Source organism: Staphylococcus sp. GDX8P114P-2, assembly GCF_017892945.1.
GTDB lineage: Bacteria > Bacillota > Bacilli > Staphylococcales > Staphylococcaceae > Staphylococcus > Staphylococcus arlettae.
This window is the reverse complement of record NZ_JAESMB010000016.1, coordinates 61,556-88,370: the sequence shown is the minus strand read 5'-3', so window position 1 is coordinate 88,370 and position 26,815 is coordinate 61,556. Positions and strand designations below refer to the sequence as shown.

The window sequence follows — 26,815 nt, the reverse complement described above, 5'->3', positions numbered from 1 at the left end:
TATCAACCTTTCAGTTGTTTTGTCGCAGTTGCATAATCATTATGTCCAAAGAAATAGGAACCAGCGACTAACATTGTTGCGCCTTTGTTAATGACTTGTTGAGCTGTCATATCATTAATGCCACCGTCAACTTCAATATCAAAAGTTAAATTTAGTTGTGATTTCAACTCAGCTAAACTTTCTATCTTAGCTAGACTATTTTCGATAAATGCCTGGCCACCAAAACCTGGATTCACTGTCATAATTAGAACATAATCTACCATGTTTATAATTGGTTTAATGGCATCTATAGGTGTACCCGGATTCAAAACCACTCCAGCTTTCACATTTTGATTTTTAATCTGTTGCACTACCCTATGTATATGAGGTGTTGCTTCTACATGTACTGAAATCATATCTGCACCGTGTTGCGCAAATAATTCAACATATTGTTCAGGTTGTTCAATCATTAAATGGACATCAATGGGTAATGTTGTTCCTTTACGTACTGCTTCTAAAATAGGTAATCCTATTGATATATTTGGAACAAATTGTCCATCCATCACATCAAAATGGACACCATCTGCACCTGATGCTTCTATTTGTGTTAACTCTTCTTGTAATTTTAAAAAATCTGCTGATAATAATGAAGGATAAATTTTTGCCATTAGTATCGTTCCTTTCTGTTACTAATTTCGTTGTATAATTGAACATAATGATCATAACGAAATTGGGCAATGTTGTTATTTTCTAACTCAATTTTGACATTACATTTTGGTTCTTTTATATGGTTGCAATCTCTAAATTTACACAACTCCCCATATTCAGCAATGTCGACAAAATACGATTTTAGTTCTTCTTTTTGAATATGATCAAAATCTAATGCACTAAAACCTGGAGTATCTGCAATAAAACCATTATGCCGTTCATACAATTCTACATGTCGTGTAGTATGACGACCTCGATTTAATGATTTAGAGATATATTGCGTTTCAATATTTAACTCTGGGAAAAAGTGATTTAATAAAGTGGACTTACCAACACCTGACTGACCACTTAATACTGCTAAACCATTTCCCCAAGCGTCAAAAATTGCAGAAATATCATCTTCTAATCCAACGAATTGTGTTTGGTAACCCATAGCTTCATAAATTGTTAGAAGCTCTGTAATTTTGTGAACTTCTTCCGTCGTCAAAAGATCTTTTTTCGTAACTAAAATGCGCGGCCGCATATGATATGAGTGAGCAATAACCAAAAATCGATCTAATAGTTGTGTAGAAAATGATGGTTCTATCGCACTCATCACTATAATTAAATGGTCTACATTACTCACAGGTGGACGTTTAAGTTCATTTTTTCTAGTATGCACATTTTGTATATATCCTTCAGTAATATTCTCAACTTCAAAATCCACTACATCACCCACTATAGGTGAAAACTTATTTTTTCTAAATAATCCTCTAGGCTTAGTATCAAACATTTCACCATCGACATCTACACGATAAACGCCACTCAAAGATTTAATAATACGGCCTGTTTTCAATCTAGCACCTCTCTTCAGTATGTTTACTTCTATTATTATAGCAAAGGCTTATAAAATTAAATAATAAATAATATTAATTAAAAAAGGTTAGATAAAAAGTAGTAATGACATAAAGTAAAGCTTATACATGCACTTAACTTCACTTTATGCCAAATCGAGCACTTCTCAGTCACTCAATTCACTACTTTATCTAGCCTTCCATCAATTATTAAAAATCATATGGTATGTCTTTATCTGCGATTATTTTGCCATCTAAACGGACAGTATAACCTGCAGTTTCACCTTTTTCTATTTTCATAGGTATTTTAATTGTTTTGTCATCTTTAATTTTGAAAGTTTGAGTTGCAGAAGAACCAGAATGATCTTTGTCACGAACATAAACTTTAACTTCTTGGCTCTCATCGTCTTCGCCACCATAATTTATATTGAAAGTTTCAGTATATGTTTTTACGTCTGACTCATCATCTTTGTCTTCTTCTTTGTCTTTTTCTTTGTCAGCCTTGTCTTCTTTGTCATCTTTTTCTTCTTTACCTTTAGAAACTACAAAACTAACTGTTGAACCTTCATCAACTTCTTCATCTTTTGGAGATTGACTAATAACCGAGTCTTTCTTAATGCTATCATGATTGCGCTCTTCGGTTACAGCAACATCAAAACCTTTGGCTTCTAGCGCTTCTTTCGCTTCTTTAAATGGTTTTTTCTCGTAATTGTCGACATGTACTTGTTTAACACCTAAAGATTGCGTTAGTTTAATTTGGCTAGACAATTTAACTCTATCGCCTGCAGTTTTATTTTGATCTTCAATTAAACCTTTTGGTGTATTATTTTTCGTATATGATTCAGTGACTTTTACATTATCAAAACCAAGATTTTCTAATTTATCTAATGCTTGTTCTTTAGATAAACCATAAAGATTCGGCATTTCTTTTTTATTAGGTCCTTTTGATAATACTATATCAACTGTGCTTTTTTCTTCTAATCTTTGACCTTTTTTAGGTGATGTTTTAATGATTTTATTTTCATCATATTTGTCACTATATGCTCTAGATATTTCACCTAATTTTAAATTATTATCTTTTAATGTTTGTTCAGCTTCTTTTTCTGTTTTACCACTTAAATCAGGAGTTTCTAAATATTTATTGCCAAACATCCCCATAGCTATAAAACCGAACAAGCCAAATAATAATAAAACGAATATGAAGGCATAAAAGAACTTCTTATATTTGGATCTTTTTTTAGTTGGCACCGCATAGATTCGCTCTTCTGATGACTGGAATTTTTGTTGTTCTACAATTGGTATTTGCATCGTTTGGTCGATGTCTTTATTTTGTTCTTGTTTGGCTTTATTTGCTATTTCATCTTTATCAATAGCAATCGTTTGAGTTGTCATATCTTCGGATACATATTTATCCTCAGCGGCACGTTCAGATGACAATGCACTGTTTAAATCTGTTGTCATTGCATCTATAGATTGATAGCGATCTGCCTTATCTTTTTCAGTAGCTTTCAATACTACATTACTTAATGCTTGAGGAATTTCTGTACGATGATCTGAAACATTAGGTATTGCTTCTTGAATATGTTTAATAGCAATACTAATTGCATTTTCACCATTAAAAGGTGGTTTACCTACAAGCATTTCATATAATACTACGCCAATTGAATAAATATCTGTACCACTATCAGTTGCTTCACCTCTTGCTTGTTCTGGTGACAAATATTGCACAGTTCCTAAGACGTGATTTGTTTGCGTCATTGTCGTTTCGCTTAAAGCTTTAGCAATGCCAAAATCAAGTATCTTAAGTGTTTTGTCTTTTTCAATTAATATATTTTGAGGCTTAATATCTCTGTGTACAATACCCGTATCATGTGCATGTTTAATACCATCAAGAATTTGATTAGTAAAATTCATAACTGTATCAATTTCTAACGGACTATGTGCCTGAATAAACTCAGACAATGTTGGTCCTTCAATATATTCCATTACTATAAAAAAGCTCGATTCATTCTCAGTTACATCGAATACTTTAACAATATTTTCGTGGGACAATTGTGTTAGATTATGTACTTCTCGTTCAAACCGTTTAATCGTTTCTTCTTTTTCACCATGAGAAATCGTAATTGCTTTAATAGCAACTTTACGATTTAATATCGTATCTTCAGCAAGATAGACGTTGCTCATTCCACCGCCACCAAGTTTTTCTAACACTTTGTAACGATCATTCAACGTTGTACCTATCATACTTTATCACCTTCAATCTTAGCTAGTATTATACTAATATTATCATTGGAATCATTCGTCAATGCGATATCAATAAGCGAATGTCCTAAACTATCCATTGTTGCATCTTCATCATTCAAAATATCTTGAATCGGTTTGTTTTTAACATAATCGGTTAATCCATCTGTATTTAACATCAAAAAATCATAGAAATTAGTTTTTTTCACAAATATATCCGGTGATACTAATTTATCTGTCCCCATTACCTTCGTAATAATATTACGTTGTGGATGATTAAATGCTTCTTCTTCTGTGATTTGACCAATCATTACTAAATGATTAACAAAAGAATGATCATTTGTAATTTGTTCAACTTCTCGACTATTCACTAGATAAGCACGTGAATCACCAATATTTGCTACTACTACATACTCATCAAAGACTAATGCACAGACACAAGTGGTTCCCATTCCACTATATTCAGGGCGGTCTGTCGATAACTGATAAAGTTCTCTATTAATACGTTTTAATGTTGTACGTAACCAACTTTCTGCCTGATCAGGTTCTATCAGATTTTCTTCTTCAAAACATTTTTGCAGTTCGTTTGTTACGTATTGGCTAGCAATTTCACCTGCTAGATGACCTCCCATGCCATCACATAAAACAAGCAATTGCTGCTGTGTTTTATTGTAAAATATGCCACCTGTATCTTCATTATTTTCACGGTATTGACCTTTGTCAGAATAAATTTGTGCCTTTAGCATTTGGCTCTACCTCGTTTCTACTTGACGTTCCTTTGCTCTTAATTGACCACAAGCTGCATCAATGTCAGAACCTTGTTCACGTCTAATTGTTGCATTAATACCTAATCGTTTAAGTTCTTTTTCAAATTTGAAAATATCTTCTTTTGGCGTTTTTACATAATTACGTTCAGGTACATGGTTTACTGGAATTAAGTTCACATGACAATTCAATTTTTGAATAAGATGTGCTAATTCACGTGCATGTTCTAGTTGGTCATTGACACCACCAAATAAACCATACTCAAATGTGATACGACGGTTTGTTTTCTCTTGATAATAATGAATAGCTTCCATCAATTTTTCAACATTATAAGCTCTATTTATAGGCATTAATCTTGAACGTATTTCGTCTTTTGCTCCATGTAAACTCACTGCAAAATTAATTTGAATATCTTCATCAGCAAAATCATAAATACGCGGTATAATACCAGATGTTGAAACTGTAATATGTCTCGCACCAATGTTTAAACCATTATCGTTATTTACTATTTTTAGGAAATCCATCATTTCATCATAGTTTTCAAACGGTTCTCCAATTCCCATAATAACAATTTGAGAAACGCGTTCTTCTGATTCGTCTAAGGCCTTTTGTACAGTAAGTACTTGTGAAACAATCTCTCCTGCTTCTAAGTTACGTTTCAAACCTCCGAGTGTGGACGCGCAAAATGTACAACCAATTCGACAACCTACTTGTGTCGTAACACACACCGAATTACCATATTCATGTCTCATTAATACTGTTTCTATTGTATAGCCATCCTGTAATTCAAATAAAAACTTAATTGTACCGTCTTTACTTTCTTGTTTAACTACCGTTGTTAATGTAGTAATTGCAAAATGTTCGCTTAGTAGATTTCTTAATTCTTTTGACAAGTTTGTCATTTCATCTATACTATCAACACGTTTTTCATATAACCATTCAAAGATTTGTTTTGCTCTGAATTTTTGTTGGCCATGTTCTACCAACCAATTTTGCATTTCATCGTAACGCAAAGAATAAATCGATTGCTTTTCAAAATCTGGAAGAAATTTATTTTTCTTCTTTTTTTCCGTTGTAATCATAATATTATTGTTCCTTCCTTTTAATTTTAGTAATAAAGAAGCCGTCAGAGTTAAAATCTTGTGGTAAAATCTGCATCGTTTTCACTTGTTCTTTAGTAATTGGATGTTCAATCAACTCAAATTCAAAATCCTTATTTTCTTTTAAAAATGTATAAATTACATTTTCATTTTCTAATTGTTCAACTGTACAAGTTGAATACACGATCGTACCACCTGGTTTCACATTGTGTTTGATATTGTTTAGAATCTCTAATTGCAATTCTACCAATGCTTGAATAGACGTTTGACTTTGTTCATATTTAATTTCAGGTTTATGGCGCAAGACACCTAAGCCACTACATGGCGCATCAACTAAAATCTTATCATAAACTTTATCATATTTTTGCGTAGCATCGTTTTGATAACTCAAAATGTTAGATAATCGTAACTTTCTTTTATTAAAATTGATTAATTCTATTTTATGTTCATGTATATCTGTTGCATCTACTTGCCCTTGGTTTGCCATCAGCTCAGCGATATGACATGCTTTTCCTCCAGGTGCACTACACGCATCTAAAACGCTGTCGCCAGGCTCGGGTGCTAAAACATTCGCTACAAACATTGAACTTTTATCTTGAATAGATACTAAACCATCTTTAAAAATTCTAGACTCAATTATAGTGTTACCTTTAATGTGTAAACATTCAGCAATATCGTGATCTTGTTCCACTTCAAATCCTTCATCTTGTAATTTTGCAATGACTGCTTCTATTGTAGTTTGAGTCGTATTAACACGGACGGTTTGATTTACTTTTGTCAAAAATGATTGCGCCATCGCTTCAGTTTTCTCAATACCAAAATGAGTAACCCAATGTTTTACAAGCCATTTAGGAAGACTGTATGCTATTGCAATACGTGTTTGATCATTGTTAATATTACTGAAATCAGGTAATTCTGTGCGCATGAAATTACGTAAAATTCCATTTACTACATTACCATTATGCGGTCCGCCTTTATACTTAGCTATTTCCACCGCTTCATTAATAATGGCATGTTGAGGTATACGATTTAAATACACATGTTGATAAATGCTCATCCATAATAAGAGTCTGACCCATCCTTTAATTTTAGTTTGCACAAAAGGTTGCAACATATAATCTAACGTATATTTACGTTTTAATGTACCATAGACTATTTCTGTATATAAATTTTTATCTGCACGTGATAATGGATATTCAGATAATATATTATTTATTTCAAGATTACTATACGCTTTGTCGTTAATAATCGCTTGTAACGAATCAAAAGCTAACATTCTAGCCGTAGTTGTCATCATTTAAGTTCCTTTCCAACAAGTGACGTTTGGACACCGCTTAAATAATTTGCAGCAAGCATTCGTTTTTTCCCCGCAACTTTAATATCAGTTAACGCTATTGCATCAGCTGATCCTGTTCCTACTATAATAGCTTTTTTAGTCGTTTCGATAATCTTTCCTGCTTCACCTTGTTTATTACGTTCGATTTTAGCAGCATAGATCTTCATGTTTGCATCGTCTAATGTAGTATAAGCAACTGGCCAAGGTGATAAGCCACGAATGTGGTTATATATTTCATCTGCTGACTGGTTCCAATTAATGTGTTCATCTTCTCTACTAATGTTAGAAGCAAATGTAGCGTGTGCATCATCTTGTGGTGTGCGCTCATTCGTTTCATTAATGATTGATGGTAATGTTTCTTTTAATAAAGTTGCACCTAAAAAGCTTAATTTATCATGCATCGTACCGACGTCATCTGTTTGTTCAATATCGATAGCTTGTTGTGCAATAATATCACCGGCATCAAGCTTAGCTACCATATACATTATAGAAATTCCTGTTTGGGATTCGCCATCAATAATTGCTTGATGGATAGGTGCACCACCTCTATATTTTGGTAATAAAGAAGCATGAACATTGATTGCCCCTAATCTTGGTGCTTCAAGTAAGCTTGTAGGTAAAAGTTGACCAAATGCAGCAGTCACTATCAAATCAGCCTCTAAATTAATTAACGTATCTAATTCCTCAGATGTCGCTAACTTTTCAGGTTGATACACTGGAATACCTTGTGCTACTGCTACTTCTTTAACAGGCGGTGCTGTTAAAGTTTTCTTTCTCCCTACAGGTCTATCTGGTTGAGTCACTACTGCTATAACATTATGTTCTGCAATTAACATTTCTAATACTTTTGTAGAAAAATCTGGTGTACCCATAAAAATTATTTTACTCATCGTCAAAATACGCCTCCATCTCATCCTCAGTTAAAATTTTTTCAGCGCGCTCTGTAAACAACACACCATTAAAATGATCTACCATATGTAAAATCATGCGTGCTACATCATCATATGCAGTAAGTTCTACATCATTGCCTTCTTTATCATTACTTTGTACTACAATCATATTACTTCTAGTTACTTCTCCGTATACATCAGGTAAACTTATGGAACCTTCTAAATCGGTTGTACATTCTTCTGATTGCTTAATAACGACTGGGTTGATAAGTTGTAATAAACCGTCAATTTCCATATCTATTATTGCAACTTGAGAATTTATATTAATTTGTGGAGCACATAACGCAGATGCTTCGACGTCATACATAGTGTCTTCTAAATCTAATAGTAACTGCGCTAACTCGCTATCAAAACGTTCCACTTTGTTTATTTTCTTCGTTAATATTGGATGTTGTTTTGCTACCAGTTGCCGAATCGTCATGGCATTGCCACCTCTCAAAAATTCATCATACAATTATAACTTATCTAAAGTAAAATTGCGACCTTAATATCCAGATACGTTTGGAATTAAATATACTACAGGTCTAACTACGTCTTCAAAATATTTCCACCTTAATTATAATAATTTGAGCTGCTCAGTGACATAATGCTTTGTAGTTAATTACACTTCTAGAGTGAGCAATTAATATAATAACAAAAAGACGTAAGGTCACTTTACTTCGTCATAAGTAATAGTTCGTCCTCACGTCTCTTAAATAATTTAAATTTTATCTACTTATACATGCCATAATAGTAGTAACTCTCGATTTATCACAAGTTACTACAACTTTCACAATCTATTTTTATTCCTTCATTGTAAGTTTCGTCCGTTGTTCACCAGTTGAAGTAAAGTTATTTGGTATGAGCCAACGCTGAAATTCACTTTTGATTTCAGGCCATTCCGCATCTAACATTGAAAACCAAGCTGTATCACGATTTCTATTTTTATAAATCTTATGTTGCCTAAAAATACCTTCGAAGGTAAAACCTAAACGTTGGGCACTACGAAATGAAGCTTTATTTAAAGCATCACATTTCCATTCGTAACGTCGAAATCCTAAAGTTTCAAAAATATATTGAGCTAATAAAAAATGAACTTCCGTGGCGATACGTGTGCGCTGTAACTTTGTTGAATATTGTATATGACCTACTTCTATCGATCCATCCTGTACATTAATTCTTAATAACGCTAATTCACCTAATGCCTCATTTGTTTCTTTATCAACTATTGCGAAAAAGTAAGGATCTGTTGAGTCAATTTGATTTTGAATAAATTGTTTAAACTGATTATAATCAGTGATTGGCTCTCTTGGTAAGTATGTCCAATTATTATTGTCTTTTTCATTTCCTAAATTTTTAAATAAATCATCAATATGTGTATTATCAATTTTTTCTAAGCGGCTATAATTACCTTCTAATACTTGTGCAGTAGGTTTTTTAGGCATTTCAAAGTCTGGCAATGCGAAACCAATTTGTTGATTATATTTATTATATGGCATGTTAATTTCTCCTTACTTAATGTTATAGATGAAGGTATTTTTATTTATGAAAGTGTTCTGAGTTTGAAAAGTGGGCTTACCTATTATTTTGTTTCCAACGCTTACCATTTATTACTGTATACGTTTGTGAATTATAAATAATATAGCATTCTAACTTGTAAAAAGTAAATATGTCGGTCATTATATTGTATAATTATTTTTTAACTTAACGTTGAAAAAAACTTGATTTGAAGCGCATTTTCAATGCAACCAGTATTGTCAATATGAAAAGAGACTAGGACGAATCAACATTGTCCTAGCCTCTTTGCTTAGTAGTTGTAAATATATCTCGGTCATCATAGATTTAAGTTAATATTAATGTGAAGCGGAAGTCACTCCACATAGTAAATTCTATAATTCATTTATATGTTTGTATAGACAGTATAATTGAAAGGTAAAATATTAATTATTGTTAGTAAAAACAATAATTTAACATCAATGATTAAATATTCTTCCATCTATAGAGACATCATTCTATACCAGACTGTCGACAAAGTTACCGTCTTTGTTGGCAGTTTTTGTGCATGCTTTCCGCGGGCACTGCCTCAGCCTATTTAGTCTTCGGCTCGTGCTTTTCCCGCAGGAGTCAGCTCAAAAAGCTGCCATTTATGATAGGAAAATATTGGTATTTATATTAAGTAGTAAAGTTGTCTATTATGTTGAATACATCAAATGACAATTGAGATCAACTAAAATGATGTTTATCTCTGAATTATTTCCTAATAATTATTTATTACATTAAGTCAATGTGAAATTGGACTTAGACTTTGTTGGCAGTTTTTGTGCATGCTTTCCGTGGGCACTGCCTCAGCCTGCGTAGTCTTCGGCTCGTGCTTTTCTCGCAAAAATAGGCATAAATCACTACAACATATAAATTGAAATAAATAAACCCTTCGCAAATTAATGCGAAGGGTTTATCTCTGTTCTGTATATGAACTGTTTAAATCTTTCAGGTATCTTTTCTCTAGCTTAGTGAATAGTTCAAGTTAAACTATCTGCCCTTTTTATTATTTAATAAGGTAATCAAACTCTTGAAAATATTGGCATAAAGCCATTTATCAACCTATTTTACATCATCATTTGTGGATTGATATCTATTTTTAACGATAATTTGTCTTTTATATATTGTTCATGATAATAATCATCTAAATATTGTAAAGCTTCATGTAATGCTGGTTCATTTTTATATTTTACCAGTATTTGAAAGCGATATTCGTTGTTTATACGTGACAAAGCAGCTGGTGACGGACCTAAAACAAAAGCTTTATCAGAAATGTGTTGTAATAATATTTGATGAATATGTTTAGATGCTTCCATAACTTTTTTCATATTTTGATGTGCTATCGTAAAATTAATCAAAAAGAAATATGGTGGATATTTACCTAATTTTCGATAATTCATCTCTTTATAATAAAATGCAGTGAAATCATTCGCTTGCACATCTTTTATAGCATAATGTTCAGGATTATATGTTTGTATAATTACTTGGCCTTCTTTTTCATGTCTTCCAGCTCTACCTGAGACTTGAGTTAACAATTGATAAGTGCGTTCACTTGATCTAAAGTCTGGTAAGTTGAGCATCGTATCCGCATTTAAGACACCTACTAAAGTAATATTAGGAAAATCTAACCCTTTAGCTATCATCTGTGTGCCTAGTAAAATATCACCTTTGCCTGCACCAAAATCATTTAACAATTTTTCATGAGCACCTTTTCTCGACGTAGTATCTACATCCATCCTTATAATTTGTGCTTCTGAAAATACTTGTTGTAGCAATTCTTCTACACGCTGTGTTCCGGTACCAACTTGACGTATATGCTCGCTTTCGCAATTTGGACATTGATTTGTCGGTTGTTCTTGATGGCCACAATAGTGACACTTTAGTAAGTCTGATGATTTATGGTACGTCAACGAAATATCACAATTTGGGCATTGTGGTACATGACCACAGTCACGACATAACATAAATGAAGCATAACCACGACGATTTAGAAAAAGGACGATTTGTTCTTTATTATCTAACCGTTGTTGAATAGCGCTACGTAAATTCTCTGAAAACATCGAACGATTGCCCTCACTTAATTCTTTACGCATATCAACAATATCTATTTCTGGTAACGCTTGATTATTTACCCTATTCGGTAAAGATAATAATTGATAAACACCCTTTTCAGCACGTGCATATGATTCTAAACTTGGTGTAGCACTTCCTAAAACTAATGGACACTGATGGTATTGGCTACGCCATTCTGCAATGTCTTTAGCATGATAACGAGGATAGTCTTCTTGTTTATATGAAGATTCATGTTCCTCATCAATAATAATCATCCCTAAATTTTTAAAAGGGGCGAATACACTGGAACGTGCACCTACGCTAACACTCGCTTGACCATCACGAATTTTTTGCCATTCGTCATAGCGTTCGCCTTTAGATAAGCCTGAGTGAAGTACCGCAACATCATCACCAAAACGCCGTTTAAATCGCAATACCATTTGTGGAGTTAATGCAATTTCTGGTACTAACATCATGGCTTGTTGCCCTTTATTTAATACTTCTTCGATAGTTTGTAAATAAATTTCCGTTTTACCTGAACCTGTAACCCCATGTAATAAATATGTTTGTTGTTTTTCGGCTTTTATCGTTTCTAATATACTATTATATGCTTGTTGCTGATCTGCAGTTAATTGTTGATTGTCTTCTTTTTCAAAGACTCTAGCTTCAAATGGATCACGAGAAATTACAGTATCATACTTTTCTATCCAACCTTTATTCACAAGACCATCAATACTTGATTTAGAAAATGCCATTGATTCTAGCTCTGTTAATAATACTGTATGATGTTGTTCTTCGAGTAAGTAGGCATATAAGTCATGTTGTTTTTGTAATTTTTTAGTACTTGCTAGATCATTTAATACCGCTTCATGGTCCACTTCTGGCACAACTTTGACTGCACGTTGTTTTTTCTTTTTAGTATTTTGCGATAATATCGTTTGTTCCGCAACGACACCTATTGATAACAATTGAGATAGCGACTCTAAGTCGTTATTTTTTTGTGCTTCTTTGTATGCATATTGTCCCTGTGAATCAAATTTTGCTAGTAAGTGACTCGGAACTTGCTCAGTATCTTGTATAGTAAAAACTTTCGTATATTTAGCTTTGAGCGCACTTGGTAGCATGATTTCTAAAATAGAAATGCGTTTGGTCACAAAATATTTACTAAACCATGCACTTAAGTCTATTAATTCAGTAGTCAGTTCAGGTTTAATATCTTGTATTTCTTTGATTTCTTTTAACTTTGAAAGCTCAATGGATGAATCTGGTTCTTCAGATATTTGCATTACATAACCTTGTACCGTACGTGGGCCAAATGGCACTATAACTCTCATTCCAACTGCTATCATAAATTGTAATCGTTGAGGAATAATGTAATCAAAGGTGAAATCTACACTTTTCGATGGTATGTCGACGATTACTTTTGCTATCATTTTATTGCCACCTAGTTTCTAATGCGTCTAAAATTTTCGCTGCTAAATTAATTTTAGTATCTTTACCTAATGCTATAACCTCTTGATTAGCAAAATGCATTGTATAATCATTGTCATCCGAGCTAAATCCAATTGACTTATCACCTACGTTGTTAGCGATAATTACATTGGCATTCTTCTTTTGTAGTTTCTGTTGAGCATATTCTGTAATATGTTGAGTTTCAGCAGCAAAGCCCACTAAATATTGATGTGTTTTATGTTCCCCTAAATATTTTAAAATATCCGGTGTACGTTTAAATGTGACAGCTAATTCGCCATCTTGCTTTTTTAATTTATGCGTTAACGCTTCTGCTGGTGTATAGTCAGATACTGCAGCTGCTTTAAAAACAATGTCTATCTGTTTGTATTTAGACTTCACCGCTTCGAACATTTCTTCGGCGCTTTGTACTTGTATCACTTCAATATTTGCGTGTTCAGGCTGAGCTAAATGGGTGGGTCCCGACACTAATGTTACTTTGGCACCTCTATCAGCCAATGCTTCTGATAAAGCATATCCAATTTTACCTGAAGAATGGTTTGACAAATAACGCACTGGATCCAATTCTTCTATAGTTGGTCCTGCAGTTACTAAAGCACGCTTGCCAGCAAAGGAACTATGTGTGTGATTTGTTACTGGCTCTTCGTTAAAGAATGTTTCTAAACGCGTTAAAATTTGAAGCGGTTCTTCCATACGCCCTTTTGCTACATAACCGCATGCTAAATACCCTTCACCAGGTTCTAAAAATTGATAGCCATCTGATTTCAAAACAGCCATATTATGTTGCGTTCTGTTATTTTCATACATGTGTACATTCATAGCCGGTGCAATAAATGTAGGTGTTTCTGTAGCTAATAAGGTAGACGTTATCATATCATCTGCAATGCCATTACTTAATTTAGCAATTAGATTTGCTGTTGCTGGTGCCACGACAATTGCATCTGCCCAATCACCTAATGCGACATGTTGAATTTCAGCAGGATTTTCTTCTTTAAAAGTATTGGTATAGACTGGATTTCTACTAATTGCTTGAAACGCTAATGGTGTTACAAATTCTTGTGCATTTTCAGTGAGCATAACCCTAACTTCATATCCTGCTTGAGTTAATTTACTCGTTAAATCAATGGCTTTATATGCTGCAATGCCACCCGAAACGGCTAATAAAATTCGTTTCATTTTCCATTTACCTCCATGTTTAACATCGGTCTCTGTTTAATTATCTATTGCTACTTAAGTAACAGAAATATCGTCACTATTATAAGTGCTATTAAAATCATTATACACAAAAAAACATTGTTATAAAAAAGACACACCTTGAATTTCAGGGTGTGCCAATCTATCAATATTCCAATAGCTTAGAAAAGTTATTTTTCAACTTTATCAGGATATACTTTACCGCCAGCAATTTCTTCTAAAGCTCTGCCTACAGCTTTTTTAGAACGGTATCTCTCTAATAATTCAGTGTCTTCGTGATCTTCTAATTCTCTTGCACGTTTAGCAGCCGTAGTAGCTACTAAATATTTAGAAGTAATTTTGTCAGTTAATTGGTTTAATGGTGGATATAACATTATTTTTTGGCCTCCAATATCATTTTTCTATACTTTGCTTCAATACGTTCTCTTTTTAAATGCTCTGCAGCAACAATAGATTGTATACGTTGTTTAGCTAAATCAACTTCGTCATTAACTACCACATAATCGTATAAATTCATCATTTCAACTTCATTGCGTGCTTCTAGCACACGGCTTTGGATTTTTTCATCCGATTCTGTACCTCGACCAACCAAACGTTCACGTAAATGGTCTAAACTCGGCGGTGCCAGAAAAATAAATAACGCATCTGGAAATTTTTTACGTACTTGCTTCGCACCTTCGACTTCAATCTCTAGAAAAACATCATGACCTTGGTCCATTGTATCTTTAACATATTGAACTGGCGTACCATAATAATTTCCAACATATTCTGCATATTCGATAAATTGATCTTGTTTAATCAATTCTTCAAATTCAGCCTTAGTTTTGAAGAAATAATCTACACCATCTACTTCTCCTTCACGCATTTCACGTGTCGTCATCGAAATAGAATATTTGTAGGAAGTAGTTGGATCATCAAATATTTTTTTTCTTACCGTACCTTTTCCAACACCGGATGGCCCAGAAAGAACGATTAACAAACCTTTCTCATTATCCATGACTTATAACCTCTCTAAGCTATACTATATTATTAACATATAATACCATAACCACACTTCAGTTGTATAGCATACTCATATAAACTTTAACTATGACTCATGATTCTCTACATGTTACAATTAAATGAATGACTTAATGTAAGGTGGCTGAAAAAAATGGCATATGATGGCCTGTTCACTAGAAAAATGATTGAATCTCTACAATTTTTAACACGTGGTAGAATTCATAAAATTAATCAACCCGAAAACGATACAATTATTATGGTAGTTCGTCAAAATCGCAAAAATCACCAACTATTACTATCTATACATCCAAATTTTTCTCGTCTACAAATTACGGATAAAAAATATGACAATCCATTTAACCCACCTATGTTTGCACGTGTCTTTCGTAAGCATTTAGAGGGTGGGTTTATTCAAGCAATTCGTCAAATCGACAATGATCGTCGTATTGAAATTGATGTCGAAAGCAAGGATGAAATTGGTGACACTATATACCGCACAATTATTTTAGAAATTATGGGTAAACATAGTAACTTAATCTTAGTTGATGATAAGCGTAAAATCATCGATGGCTTTAAACATCTTACTCCTAACACAAATCAATATCGTACTGTAATGCCTGGTTTTACTTATGATGCACCGCCAACACAAAATAAAATTAATCCATTCAACGTGACTGGTACGGATGCTTTACAATACATTGATTTTAATAGCGGTAAAATTGCTAAGCAGTTACTCAATACGTTTGAAGGCTTTAGTCCGTTAATTGCAAATGAAATTGTTAATAGGCAACAATTTATGACAACACAAACTTTACCAGTGGCATTTGATGAAGTTATGGCTGAAGTAAATGAAACACCTGTACCTATATTCCACAAAAATCACGAAACAGGCAAAGAGGATTTTTATTTTATGCGCCTGCACCAATTCGATGATGATATAACAACTTATGCTTCATTAAATGAACTATTAGATCGCTACTATGATGCACGTGGCGAACGCGAACGTGTTAAACAACGTGCGAATGATTTAGTAAAATTTGTTCATCAACAATTGCAAAAAAATCAAAATAAATTATCCAAATTGGCAGCTGAACTGGAAGGAACTAAGGACAAAGAACAACAACAGCTGTTTGGTGAATTGATTACTGCTAATATTTATCGTATTGCACAAGGTGATGATAGTGTTACAGTATTGAATTATTATACGAACGAAGAATTGACAATTCCATTAAATCCAACAAAATCACCATCAGTTAATGCTCAACATTATTATAAACAATACAATAAATTGAAAACACGTGAACATGAATTACAACATCAAATGGAATTAACACAAGAAAACATTGCTTACTTTGAAAGTATAGAGCAACAGTTAACGCACATTTCAGTTGATGAAATTGATGATATAAGAGATGAGCTTGCTGAACAAGGATTTATGAAGCAACGAAAACAAAAAAAACAAAAAAAGAAACACACTATACATTTACAAAGTTACACATCAACAGATGGTATGCCCATATTAGTCGGTAAAAACAATAAGCAAAATGACCATTTAACGAATAAAAAAGCAGCAAAACATCACTTATGGTTCCATACTAAAGATATTCCTGGGTCACATGTAGTTATATTGGCTGACAATCCTACGGAAAATACCATTAAAGAAGCGGCTATGTTAGCAGGTTATTTTTCTAAAGCTGGATTATCTAGTCAAATACCTGTAGATTACACTGAAATTCGACATGTGCATAAGCCTTCAGGTGCCAAACCAGGTTTTGTCACTTATGATAATCAAAAAACTTTATTTGTAACACCAGATTATAATCACATTCAATCTATGAAAAACGAATAAACAAAAATCCGAAGTTCTGTCATTGCATAGAACTTCGGATTTTTATTATTAATTTTCTTCTGGTAAGGCAAGTTGGAAATTGACTCCAAAACGGTCAACAATCCATGTAAATTCTTTGAAAGTTGGTGGCATTTCCGTTTTCGGCATTAAAATAGCACCACCACTTTTTAATTTACTAAATAAACGTTCCATCTCCATTGCATTATCAACTGTTACATATAGAGACATTGCTGGTGTTATTTCTATATCGACTCCATTTATATTATCAATGGCCATTAACACTTGGTCTTTAATTCTAAAAATAGCGTGCTGTACTGCACCAGCCATTTCCCCACTCTCTTCGTCATATTTGACCATCGATAATATTTCAGCATCTTCAAAAGCATCCATGTAGAGATTTATTGCTTCTTCAGCGTTACCATTAAACATTAAAAATGTTGTAACTTTGGGTATGCTCATTCTAATTCCCCTTTCATTACTTCAGTAACTTAATGATAAAACATATACTTTGAGAAATCGAATAAAGCGCTGTACGATCCATCACTTCACATTCATAAATCCATTACCTAAGACATCACGAACATCATGAATAACTAAAAATGCATTATCATCAATCTCACTTATCATCCTTTTTACACGAGTAACTTGTGATTGAGGTACTACGACATACAGCATACTCGTTTCAGTTTTTCCGTAACCACCTTTACCATTAAGCAGTGTGGACCCTCTTCCAGTAAAGGAATTAATGGCATCACTAATTTTCTCATTCTCTGACGAAATAACAGTAACTGCTTTTTTCGGATTAAAGCCTTCGACAATAAATGCTGTAGCTCTTTCTGTAATAAAGAGCATTATTACAGTGAACAAGACATTTTTGACTGGTAATACGAGTAAAAATGATAATACCACAATACCATCTAAAATAAAAATGCCCTGTGATGTTTTCACGTCAAAATATTTATTAAGCATTTTTGCTACAACTGAGGTACCACCAGAAGTACTGTTGGCAGCTATGATAAAACCTGAACCAATACCAATAAAGACACCGCCAAATACTGCACTAATAATAAAATCATGCAGTCCAAGGTGCCAACTACTCGTTAAATCTAAAAATAACGAGAGTGAAGTGTTTGTAATAAACGTATATACTGCAGTCCATTTACTTAAAAATTTCCAACCAATTATAATAACGAGGGTATTAATAATTAATGAACTTATTGCAGGAGAAAATCCTAATGTATATTTTAATGCCAACGCGATACCTATCGTACCACCGTCCCCCATATTGGCACCAATAATAAACAAATTAACACCAAGTGCATTGATAAATGAGCCAATTAAACAAAATAAGACGTTTTTATAATGTTCTTGTATAAATTTTTTCATATGATCTTTTAACCCCCAGTAGTTTCTTATATTGATGTTACTACCTCAACACTTTTATTTAATTGCATAGAAATAAAATTAGTGTAGCATATTTCACTCAAAAAGACATAACTCTCATCACGTTAGCTTTAAAGCTTCATTACAATAAATAGCTTGCAAAATTGCTTTGGAATTTTACTCATGATATATTTAATAGTCGGGTTTATAGAAAGCCAAAACTTTACATTTATATAGAAACCGTTAAAATTAATAACAAATACCTATGGAGGTTTTAATTTATGATGTTTTATATTATTCCTGTAGCTATTGCTGTTCTTGTCTTATTAATCGGTTACTTATTAATTAAACTTTATATTAGATAAATATAAAAAGGGGTCGAGATTCAAAATAATGTATCCACTCACAATGATGTGTGCACACTATTTTGTCTCGACCTCTTATTTATGTGGTTTTAAATATGTCCTTTTTGCTTGATATCGGACTTTGCTTTTTTAAAAATATCTTTGTCTGTTGAATTCGACAGCCATTCATGACTATTCTCTTGTTTTACATTGTGTCTAAAATCTTCATCTTTTTGTAAAAATTTATTTACATGCGAAAATTTTCGATAAATCTCATCTGGGTTATTGGACATAGAGTATCCCCTCCACCTATCATTTTATGACAAGTTGTCTCTCCAATCAACTAATGTCTGTATATCATTAGCAGAAATTTCTCCATTTTCTTGTGCAACTTCAATCAATTCGTTATAGTCACTCAGTGTATAAAATGGCAACTTTTCTGCAGCGAATTGATCATCAGCTTTTTTTAAACCGTAAGTAAATATAGCTACAACACCTAACACTTCTGCACCTGCTTCTTTCAATGCATTAACTGCAGTAATAGAGGAGCCTCCAGTAGAAATAAGATCTTCAACTACAACTACTTTTTGCTGTTGGCAATTTGCACCTTCAATTTGATTTTGTTTTCCGTGACTTTTACTTTTAGAACGAACGTAATTCATAGGTAAGTCTAATTGCTCTGAAATATAAGCAGCATGAGGAATACCAGCAGTAGCAGTACCTGATACTACTTGTACTTCTGGAAAATGAAGCTTTATTAAATCAGTCAAACCGTCTCTAATTGCTTTTCTCACAGTCGGATATCCTAATGTAACTCGATTATCACAGTAAATAGGTGATTTAATTCCAGAACTCCACGTAAATAAATTATTAGGAGATAAACTCACCGCTTTTATATCTAATAATGATTGTGCAATCGCTTTTGTCATTTATTGTAACCAACTTTCTTTAATAATATTGTATTGTTCAACTGGCGAATCACTTTGAGTAATTGGTCTACCGACTACAATATGCGTAGATCCCAATTCTTTTGCTTGTTGTGGTGTTGTAATACGCTGTTGATCATCAGTTGTTGCACTGTTTAATCTTATACCAGGTGTAACTTTCAAAAATGTTGGACCAAACTGTTCGGTTAACATTGTCGTTTCAAGCGGTGAACACACTACACCATCTAAACCCGCAGTATGTGCTAATGATGCATAATTTAGTACCGCTTCATCCATAGTGGTGTTTATTTTTTGTTCGTCATGTAGCATTGCTTCTGAAGTTGATGTTAACTGGGTTACAGCTATAATTTTAATGTCTTGGTTGTATTTACGCAGTCCTTGGACTGCTTGCTTCATCATCATGATGCCACCTGCAGCATGCACATTTACTAAATCAACATTTAACTTACTTAATCCTTCCATGGCTTTACCTACAGTATTAGGAATATCATGTAGTTTTAAATCTAAAAATATGTTATGACCTTTAGCTTTAATTTCGTCTATTAATTGAGGCCCAGTTTGATAAAATAGTTCCATCCCTATTTTAACAAATAAAGGTTCATCAAATTGATCTAAAAAGTCATGCACTGCACTAGCAGAATCGAAATCTAATGCTATAATTGGTAGATTCTTCATCAACGTCTTTACACCTCTTATTCATGATAATTACATGTTGCTCATAGTAAATGTCATACTTTCTATTACATTTGTAAGTGCACTTGCTGTATCTAAAGATGTGAGACATGGTACACCATTTTCAACTGTAGTTCTTCTAATTTGGAAACCATCTCTTTCCACTTCTTTCCCTTTAGTCATGGTATTAATGACAATTTGAACTTCTCCATTTTGGATGCGCGTTAACAAATCACCTTCAGCACCAATTTTACCTACAATTTCAACGGGAATATGATGTTCCATTAATTTCTGTGCTGTACCTTCTGTAGCTAATATCTTATAACCCACTTCATTTAAACGTTGTGCTAACAACACAATTTCTTCTTTATCCTTATCACTGACAGTCATTAGTACAGTACCATGATCTTTAACTTCCACTCCACTTGCTGTTAAACCTTTAAATAATGCTTTTTCTAAAGTTTGATCTTTACCCATTACTTCGCCAGTAGATTTCATTTCAGGCCCTAATGTAACATCGACATTTTTTAATTTATTGAAACTGAATACGGGTGCTTTAACAAAGACGCCTTCGGTATATGCTTGAATGCCTTCTTGGTAGCCTAATGATTTTAATTTTTCACCCATTATTGCTTTCATTGCGAGTTGTGCCATTTGGATATTTGTAATTTTGCTTAAAAACGGTACAGTACGACTAGAACGTGGGTTTACTTCAAGTACATAAACACCGTCATGTGCAATTACAAATTGGATGTTGATGAGACCTACAATATTTAATCCTTTTGCTAATCTAATAGTATAATCTTCCAATGTATAAATCTCTGCTTGCGTTAATGTTTGTGGTGGATAAACTGCAATAGAATCACCAGAATGTACTCCCGCTCGTTCAATGTGTTCCATAATTCCAGGAATAATTACCGTTTCGCCATCGCTAATGGCGTCCACTTCAATTTCTTTACCTGTTAAATAACGGTCTACTAACACGGGATGATCAGGACTAGCTTTAACTGCTTGATTCATATAATTTTCTAGTTCTTCATCACTGTAAACAATTTCCATAGCTCTACCACCAAGTACATATGATGGTCGTACTACTACGGGATAACCAATTGTTTGAGCATTTGCAAGTGCCTCTTTTGGTGATGTTGCTGTTTTCCCTTGTGGTTGCGGTACATCAATTGTATGCAATAATGCCTCAAACTCTTTTCTATCTTCAGCACGATTTAAATCATCTAACGTTGTTCCTAATATTTGCACACCATGCTTACTTAATTTGTCTGCAAGATTAATTGCTGTTTGTCCGCCAAATTGAACAACAACGCCTTTAGGTTGCTCTAAATCAATAATGCTCATAACATCTTCTTCAGTTAGTGGTTCGAAATACAACTTATCAGAAATTGAAAAGTCTGTAGAAACTGTCTCAGGGTTATTATTAACTATGATTGCTTCATAACCTGCATCTTGTATTGCCCACACTGCATGCACCGTTGCGTAATCGAATTCAACGCCTTGACCGATACGAATTGGTCCAGAACCAAGTACTAGGATTTTGTCTTTTTCTGTTACTGCTGATTCATTTTCTTGTTCATAAGTTCCATAATAATAAGGCGTTGCTGACTCAAACTCAGCTGCACAAGTATCAACCATCTTGTACACCGGTGTTATACCATGTGCTTTTCTCAATTCATATACTTCTTGCTCAGTCATTTCAAAACGATGTGCTATAACACGGTCGCTGAAACCGTAATTTTTGGCAAATTTTAAATAATTGATATCACCTTTATGTGCTTTTAAATCGTGCTCAATATCGATAATATGTTGAAATTTATTTAAAAAGAAATAATCAATTTGTGTCATGTCATGAATTTCTTCTAATGTTGTCCCTCGACGAATAGCTTCACCAATAAAGAATAATCGCTCATCATCTTGGTCTTGAATACGATTTTTAATATAGTCTAAATCGTAAGTTTCGCCATTAGGTAATCCTAAATGATGGACACCATATTCTAATGAACGTATAGCTTTTAGTAATGACTCTTCATACGTCCGACCTATTGCCATAACTTCACCAGTGGCCTTCATTTGTGTACCTAATATACGCTCACCTTTTTCAAATTTATCGAACGGGAAACGTGGGATTTTTGAAATAACATAATCCAACGCTGGTTCGAATGCAGCATATGAAGTTCCAGTTATAGGGTTTAACATTTCATCAAGTGTTAAACCAATAGCAATTTTAGCTGCTAATTTTGCTATTGGATAACCAGTTGCCTTAGACGCAAGTGCAGACGAACGTGACACTCGAGGATTAACCTCGATAATGTAATAGGACATAGAATGTGGATCTAAAGCTAACTGCACATTACATCCACCTTCAATTCCTAATGCACGTATTACTTTTAAGGATACATCGCGTAACATTTGATACTCGATATCTGATAATGTTTGACTCGGCGCTACCACAACTGAATCTCCAGTATGAATACCTACAGGGTCAATGTTTTCCATATTACACACAACAATTGCATTATCATTTTTGTCACGCATAACTTCATACTCGATTTCTTTAAATCCTGCGATAGATTTTTCAATCAAACATTGTGTAGCTGGACTGTAATGTAGGCCGTTAGAGACTATTTCTTGTAAGTCTTCATCGTTGTAACAAATACCGCCACCAGTACCGCCCATAGTGAACGCAGGTCTTACTATTAATGGATATCCAACACGCTCTTTAAATTCGAATGCTTGTTCAACTGTATTGACAATGTCACTTTCTGGTACTGGTACATCCAAATCGTTCATTAATGTTCTGAATAACTCTCTATCTTCTGCTTGTTGAATAGAGTCCAATTCTGTACCAAGTAATTGCACATTATTTGTAGCGAGTACACCACTATTATGTAATTGTATTGCCATATTTAAGCCTGTTTGACCACCAAGTGTTGGTAATAATGCATCTGGTTGTTCTTTTCGTATTATTCGTGCAATAAAATCGTGCGTTAGTGGTTCAATATAGACTTTGTCAGCAATTTCTTTATCAGTCATGATTGTTGCAGGGTTTGAGTTTACTAAAATGACTTTGTAGCCTTCTTCTTTTAAAGCTAAACAAGCCTGTGTTCCAGCATAATCAAATTCTGCAGCTTGACCAATTATTATAGGTCCAGATCCGATTACTAATATTGTTTTTATATCATTACGTTTAGGCATTGGCAATTGACTCCTTTGTATTAAAGTTGTTCATCATCTCAATAAATTCATCAAATAAGTAATTAGAATCAGAAGGACCAGGGCATGCTTCTGGATGGTATTGAACAGAAAAAGCCGGTAAAAATTTATGTCTCAATCCTTCAACTGTTCCGTCATTGATAGCTATATGCGTTACTTCTAAATCAGTGTTTTGTAGCGAATCTTTATCTATCGCATAACCATGGTTTTGACTAGTTAAAGCTATTTTATTAGTTTTCAAGTCTTTAACTGGGTGGTTTGCACCACGGTGACCAAATTTCATTTTAAATGATTGTGCACCTTGAGAAAGGGCAAATAGTTGATGGCCTAAACATATACCGAAAAATGGAATTTGTCCTAAGATACCTTTAATCATTGTTACTGCTTCTTTGACCGCTTCTGGGTCACCTGGACCATTGGATAACATTACGCCATCTGGCTCCATTCTTATAATTTCATCAGCTGTAGTATTATGTGGTACGACCGTCACATTACAACCTCGGGCATTCAGTTCACGCACGATATTTTCTTTTTTTCCAAAGTCTACTAATACTACACTATATTTATATCCAGTTGAAATATATGATGTTTTTGTAGAGACAGTTTCTACTTCATTGTGTGGTAACACATATGTTTTTAACTTATCTACGATTTGAGTAATTTCTTCTTTATTGTCAGTAAAAGCTGCTTTCAAAACACCATGTTGTCTAATTTTACGTGTAATACTGCGCGTATCTACACCTGAAATACCTGGTATATCATATTCATCGAGCACTTCATGCAACGTTTTTTTCATTCTAAAATTACTTGGTTTGGCACTTGCTTCCTTCACCACTACACCATTAAGCGTGGGAATTAATGATTCAAAATCATCTCTGTTAATACCATAATTACCAATTAACGGGTACGTAAATGTAATGATTTGTCCAGTATATGACGGGTCTGAAATAGTTTCTTGATAGCCTGTCATTGCTGTATTAAATACAATTTCTCCAATTGTAAGTTGATCTGAACCTAATTGATACCCTTCATAATATGATCCATCTTCTAATACGAGATAACGCGTTTTTAACATTACATTTCCTCCTTAAATTTCACTTCACCTTCGACCATTGTTAGTACTGGATTACCATATACTTTGTAACCTAAGAATGGTGTATTAAACGCCTTAGAATGGAAATCTTCAGCTTTAATTTCACGTTCAGTATCTAAATTGATAATCGTCAAATCTGCCAAGCTACCTACTTCCAACTTACCATAAGGTAAATCAAACGTTTGTGCCGGTTTTATCGTTAAATAATCTACAAGTTGTTGTAATGTCCAACTGCCATTTTTTACAAAATGCGTATATAACAGTGGGAATGCTGTTTCACTACCTACAATACCGAATGGTGCCTTAGTCATAGGTTGTGCTTTTTCGTCTGCAGCATGTGGTGCGTGATCAGTAGCAATACAGTCAATCGTTCCATCTACTAAGCCTTCGAGTAATGCCGCTCGATCTTCTTGACTTCTTAATGGAGGATTCATTTTGAAAATTGCGTCGTCACCAGGTACGTCGTCTTCAGTTAACAACAAATGATGCGGTGTTACTTCTGCTGTCACATGAATACCAGCTTGTTTAGCATCTCTAATTGCACGAACACTCTCTTTAGTAGATACGTGACAAACATGATAATGTGCATTAGCTGCTTCCGCTAGTAATACATCTCTAGCAATTTGAACTGCTTCACAAATATTGGGAATGCCTGGTATTCCTAATGCTTCACTACGTTTACCTTCATGCATAGCCCCTCCATAAATTAGACTGTTATCCTCACAATGTGCTACAACTGGTTTATTGACTTTTGCAGCTTGTTGCATAGCTTCATACATCATACTTGCTTCTTGTACTCCAACACCATCATCTGTAAAAGCAAATGCATTGTGCTCTGCTAACGCAGCAAAATCAACATGCTTTTTACCAGCTTGACGTTCAGTAATAGCTGCGTAAGGTAGCACCCGCACTTGTGCGTTATTTGCAATTAATTGATTTAAACGCTCTATATTGTCGACAGAGTCTGGTACTGGTCGTGTATTCGGCATAGGGCAAACTGTTGTAAAGCCACCTCGTGCAGCTGCTTTTGTTCCTGTTTCTATAGTTTCCTTATGCTCACCACCTGGCTCTCTTAAATGAACATGCACATCAATTAAACCCGGTGCTATGAACTGACCTTGTGCGTCAATAACTTCTACTGTTGAATCTACACTAATATCCGTGCCAATTTCTTTAATATATTTTCCCTCTATCAAAATTGATGCTACTGATAATTCACCATCTCGTAATATTTGTGCGTTTTTAATTAATTGCATTTGTTTGTTCCCCTTTCGTTTGTAAAATATAATCTATGACAGCCATTCTTAAATACATACCATTTTCCATTTGTCTAAATATTCTGGATTTTGATGCTTCTACTAGGTTACTATCAATTTCTACACCTCTATTGACCGGTGCTGGGTGCATTACTATAGCATGTGCTTGCAATTGATCATATCTTGCTTGTGTTAAACCATATTCTTCATGATAACTGTTTGTTTCAAAAGTATTAACATCACCATTATCATGACGTTCATGCTGAACTCTTAACAGCATAACAATGTCGATTTGGTCTATAACTTCATCTATATCTACATATGGTGCATCTAATGTTTCATCACGCCATGCTTCAGGACTGGAGAACATTACGTTGGCTCCTAAAGCTTTCAAACTAAAATAATTACTTTTGGCGACACGTGAATTTTTGATATCGCCACAAATTAAAACATTCATACCTTCAAAAGAACTATATTCTTCATAAATTGTCATCAAATCTAGCAAACTTTGTGTTGGATGCTGACCACTACCATCGCCTGCATTGATAATTGGCACGTTAATATTTTTCAATTCTTCATAGTATTCATTTTGGAAATGTCGAATAATTAATAAGTTCACACCAATGCTTTCAAGTGTTTTACATGTGTCATATAACGACTCGCCCTTTTGAATCGAAGAAGTTGATGTTTCAAAATCTATTAATTTTAAACCGAGTTGTTGCTCAGCCACAAGAAAACTACTTTTTGTTCTAGTTGAGTTTTCAAAAAATAAATTAGCAACATATTTATTATCAAATTGTGTGGTTTGAATTCCTTGTTCTTTATATTCAATTGCCTTTTGTATTAATGTATTTATTTCAGCTGTAGTTAAATGTTCCATAGATAATAGATGATTCAT

At 33.8% G+C, this 26,815-nt stretch carries 23 protein-coding genes; 1 reads left to right on the top strand and 22 read right to left on the bottom strand.

Going from position 1 to position 26,815, the window contains the following annotated elements; genetic code table 11:
- Nucleotides 1–2: 2 nt before the first annotated feature.
- The 13 genes from rpe to gmk form a co-directional block, all read right to left on the bottom strand.
- The gene (gene rpe / locus KA845_RS09065) at nt 3–647 is read right to left on the bottom strand and encodes a ribulose-phosphate 3-epimerase (protein WP_002510946.1); all 645 of its coding nucleotides are present in this window, start codon (nt 645–647) and stop codon (nt 3–5) included.
- Nucleotides 647–1,522: a ribosome small subunit-dependent GTPase A gene (gene rsgA, locus KA845_RS09060; RefSeq protein ID WP_021458909.1), complete on the bottom strand. Its 876-nt coding sequence runs from the start codon at nt 1,520–1,522 to the stop codon at nt 647–649. The genes rpe and rsgA overlap by 1 nt, the downstream gene beginning before the upstream one ends.
- 208 nt (nt 1,523–1,730) lie before the next feature.
- On the bottom strand, nt 1,731–3,764 hold the full coding sequence (pknB, locus tag KA845_RS09055; RefSeq protein WP_103387961.1) for a Stk1 family PASTA domain-containing Ser/Thr kinase: 2,034 nt from the start codon (nt 3,762–3,764) through the stop codon (nt 1,731–1,733).
- On the bottom strand, nt 3,761–4,507 hold the full coding sequence (locus KA845_RS09050; protein ID WP_002510944.1) for a Stp1/IreP family PP2C-type Ser/Thr phosphatase: 747 nt from the start codon (nt 4,505–4,507) through the stop codon (nt 3,761–3,763). The genes pknB and KA845_RS09050 overlap by 4 nt, the downstream gene beginning before the upstream one ends.
- 6 nt (nt 4,508–4,513) lie before the next feature.
- Nucleotides 4,514–5,608 carry a dual-specificity RNA methyltransferase RlmN gene (gene rlmN, locus KA845_RS09045; RefSeq protein WP_002510943.1) on the bottom strand — a complete coding sequence of 365 codons (1,095 nt, stop codon included), beginning with the start codon at nt 5,606–5,608 and terminating at the stop codon, nt 4,514–4,516.
- A gap of 4 nt (nt 5,609–5,612) precedes the next feature.
- A complete protein-coding gene (gene rsmB / locus KA845_RS09040; RefSeq protein WP_210124513.1) occupies nt 5,613–6,920 on the bottom strand; it encodes a 16S rRNA (cytosine(967)-C(5))-methyltransferase RsmB in 1,308 nt (435 codons plus the stop codon).
- On the bottom strand, nt 6,920–7,852 hold the full coding sequence (gene fmt / locus KA845_RS09035) for a methionyl-tRNA formyltransferase (RefSeq protein ID WP_002510941.1): 933 nt from the start codon (nt 7,850–7,852) through the stop codon (nt 6,920–6,922). Before fmt ends, rsmB begins: the two co-directional genes overlap by 1 nt.
- Nucleotides 7,845–8,333 carry a peptide deformylase gene (locus tag KA845_RS09030; protein ID WP_021458911.1) on the bottom strand — a complete coding sequence of 163 codons (489 nt, stop codon included), beginning with the start codon at nt 8,331–8,333 and terminating at the stop codon, nt 7,845–7,847. Before KA845_RS09030 ends, fmt begins: the two co-directional genes overlap by 8 nt.
- A 361-nt stretch (nt 8,334–8,694) precedes the next feature.
- Complete coding sequence (locus tag KA845_RS09025) at nt 8,695–9,390, bottom strand: GNAT family N-acetyltransferase (RefSeq protein ID WP_021458912.1); 696 nt, start codon at nt 9,388–9,390, stop codon at nt 8,695–8,697.
- A 1,107-nt stretch (nt 9,391–10,497) separates the two neighbouring features.
- A complete protein-coding gene (priA, locus tag KA845_RS09020) occupies nt 10,498–12,915 on the bottom strand; it encodes a primosomal protein N' (protein ID WP_021458913.1) in 2,418 nt (805 codons plus the stop codon).
- Nucleotide 12,916: 1 nt separating this feature from the next.
- Nucleotides 12,917–14,128 carry a bifunctional phosphopantothenoylcysteine decarboxylase/phosphopantothenate--cysteine ligase CoaBC gene (gene coaBC, locus KA845_RS09015; RefSeq protein ID WP_210127986.1) on the bottom strand — a complete coding sequence of 404 codons (1,212 nt, stop codon included), beginning with the start codon at nt 14,126–14,128 and terminating at the stop codon, nt 12,917–12,919.
- A gap of 188 nt (nt 14,129–14,316) precedes the next feature.
- Nucleotides 14,317–14,520 (bottom strand): DNA-directed RNA polymerase subunit omega, encoded by a 204-nt coding sequence (gene rpoZ, locus KA845_RS09010; protein WP_021458915.1) that lies wholly within the window; start codon nt 14,518–14,520, stop codon nt 14,317–14,319.
- Nucleotides 14,520–15,143, bottom strand: a complete 624-nt coding sequence (gmk, locus tag KA845_RS09005) for a guanylate kinase (protein WP_002510936.1) — start codon at nt 15,141–15,143, stop codon at nt 14,520–14,522. The genes rpoZ and gmk overlap by 1 nt, the downstream gene beginning before the upstream one ends.
- Nucleotides 15,144–15,299: 156 nt before the next feature.
- On the opposite strand from gmk, the gene KA845_RS09000 reads away from it, so the two are divergent.
- The gene (locus tag KA845_RS09000; protein ID WP_021458916.1) at nt 15,300–16,997 is read left to right on the top strand and encodes an Rqc2 family fibronectin-binding protein; all 1,698 of its coding nucleotides are present in this window, start codon (nt 15,300–15,302) and stop codon (nt 16,995–16,997) included.
- Nucleotides 16,998–17,045: 48 nt separating this feature from the next.
- Here the strand turns inward: KA845_RS09000 and KA845_RS08995 are convergent, their stop codons facing one another.
- The 9 genes from KA845_RS08995 to KA845_RS08955 form a co-directional block, all read right to left on the bottom strand.
- The gene (locus tag KA845_RS08995) at nt 17,046–17,456 is read right to left on the bottom strand and encodes a VOC family protein (RefSeq protein ID WP_002510934.1); all 411 of its coding nucleotides are present in this window, start codon (nt 17,454–17,456) and stop codon (nt 17,046–17,048) included.
- Nucleotides 17,457–17,537: 81 nt separating this feature from the next.
- Entirely contained in the window at nt 17,538–18,383 is an 846-nt protein-coding gene (locus KA845_RS08990) for a YitT family protein (protein WP_002510933.1), read from the bottom strand.
- Between the two features lie 451 nt (nt 18,384–18,834).
- Nucleotides 18,835–19,017: a hypothetical protein gene (locus tag KA845_RS08985; protein WP_002510932.1), complete on the bottom strand. Its 183-nt coding sequence runs from the start codon at nt 19,015–19,017 to the stop codon at nt 18,835–18,837.
- A gap of 24 nt (nt 19,018–19,041) precedes the next feature.
- Nucleotides 19,042–19,653: an orotate phosphoribosyltransferase gene (gene pyrE, locus KA845_RS08980; RefSeq protein WP_103387964.1), complete on the bottom strand. Its 612-nt coding sequence runs from the start codon at nt 19,651–19,653 to the stop codon at nt 19,042–19,044.
- On the bottom strand, nt 19,654–20,346 hold the full coding sequence (pyrF, locus tag KA845_RS08975) for an orotidine-5'-phosphate decarboxylase (protein WP_021458918.1): 693 nt from the start codon (nt 20,344–20,346) through the stop codon (nt 19,654–19,656).
- 30 nt (nt 20,347–20,376) lie between these two features.
- On the bottom strand, nt 20,377–23,550 hold the full coding sequence (carB, locus tag KA845_RS08970) for a carbamoyl-phosphate synthase large subunit (protein WP_021458919.1): 3,174 nt from the start codon (nt 23,548–23,550) through the stop codon (nt 20,377–20,379).
- Entirely contained in the window at nt 23,543–24,643 is a 1,101-nt protein-coding gene (locus tag KA845_RS08965) for a carbamoyl phosphate synthase small subunit (protein ID WP_002510928.1), read from the bottom strand. The genes carB and KA845_RS08965 overlap by 8 nt, the downstream gene beginning before the upstream one ends.
- Nucleotides 24,643–25,917, bottom strand: coding sequence for a dihydroorotase (locus tag KA845_RS08960; protein ID WP_002510927.1), 1,275 nt, complete (start codon nt 25,915–25,917; stop codon nt 24,643–24,645). Before KA845_RS08960 ends, KA845_RS08965 begins: the two co-directional genes overlap by 1 nt.
- Nucleotides 25,904–26,815, bottom strand: coding sequence for an aspartate carbamoyltransferase catalytic subunit (locus KA845_RS08955; protein WP_002510926.1), 912 nt, complete (start codon nt 26,813–26,815; stop codon nt 25,904–25,906). The genes KA845_RS08960 and KA845_RS08955 overlap by 14 nt, the downstream gene beginning before the upstream one ends.